This is a genomic window from Leisingera sp. F5, from assembly GCF_001593695.1.
Map to the genome: position 1 here is coordinate 1 of NZ_LUKH01001147.1, position 1,231 is coordinate 1,231.

2 protein-coding genes are annotated in these 1,231 nt (G+C 64.3%); both read left to right on the forward strand.

Annotated elements, in window-relative coordinates; all coding sequences use genetic code 11:
* The first annotated feature begins 26 nt into the window (after positions 1 to 26).
* Positions 27 to 629 (forward strand): amino acid synthesis family protein, encoded by a 603-nt coding sequence (locus A2I95_RS39645; protein WP_027256176.1) that lies wholly within the window; start codon positions 27 to 29, stop codon positions 627 to 629.
* The coding region (locus tag A2I95_RS39650; protein ID WP_291737835.1) for an alpha/beta fold hydrolase at positions 601 to 1,231 on the forward strand (631 nt) is incomplete at its 3' end. The genes A2I95_RS39645 and A2I95_RS39650, both read left to right, overlap by 29 nt.

The following is a 1,231-nucleotide window of genomic DNA, read 5'->3' on the forward strand; positions in this document are numbered from 1 at the left end:
GGAATCACTGACGAAAGACACTGCCCATGCCTGCTGAAATCCGCAAAACGCTGCTGCATGTCGAAGAGACCCTGATCGAGGGCGGCAAGGCAGCGGAAACGCCGTTGAAGATGATTGCCGCGGTAGCTGTGATCAAAAACCCCTGGGCCGGGCAGGGATTTACCGAGGATCTGCGCCCGGCAATCCATGACTGCGCGCCGGGTCTGGGGGAGAAGCTGACTGCGATGATCCTTGAGGCCGCAGGCGGCGGCGACAAGGTTGAAGGCTATGGCAAATCCGCCATTGTCGGGGTGAATGGCGAGGTCGAACATGCCTCGGCCCTGATCCACACACTGCGGTTCGGCAATCACTACCGCGAGGCGGTGGGGGCGAAATCCTATCTGGCGTTCACCAACACCCGCGGACCGGCCAACGCGCCGCTGCAGATCCCGCTGATGGATAAGAACGACGGCGGCCGGCGCAGCCATTACCTGACCATCCAGTTGTCGGTCGCGGATGCGCCCGGCCCGGATGAGATTGTGATCGCGCTTGGTGCCTCTATTGGCGGCCGGCCTCATCACCGCATTGGCGACCGCTATCAGGACCTGAAGGAACTGGGGCATGACCTCGACAACCCTGCATCTGTCTGACCCTTACGGCACTGTCACCTGCCAAAGGGCAGGGCCGGGGATAGGCAAAGGCGAGCCTGTGGTGCTGATCCACGGGGTTGGCATGCAGTCGGAGGCCTGGGCGCCGCAGATTGCGGCACTGGCTGAAACCCATCAGGTGATCGCGCTGGACATGCCCGGCCATGGCGGCAGCGCGCCGCTGCCGGAGGGTGCAGAGCTGCCGGACTATGTGGCTTGGCTGCATGCGGCTCTGCTGGCGATGGACCTGGGGCCGGTATCGCTGGCGGGCCACTCCATGGGCGCGCTTATTGCGGGCGGCTATGCGGTCTGCCATGCTGAGAACGTCTTACGAGTGGCGCTGCTGAACGGTGTGTTCCGGCGTTCGCCTGCAGCCCGGCAAGCGGTTGAAGCCCGTGCTGCCGAAATCCGCGCGGACAGCTTTGATCTGGAAACACCCCTGATCCGCTGGTTCGGGGATACTGCGGCGGACCAGACTGCGCGGGCGCAGGTGGCCGACTGGCTATCGGGCGTGAACCATCAGGGCTACGCCGCCGCCTATACCGCCTTTGCCCGCGGCGACAGTACTTACGCGGATGGCTTTGGCGGCATTGCTTGCCCGCTGC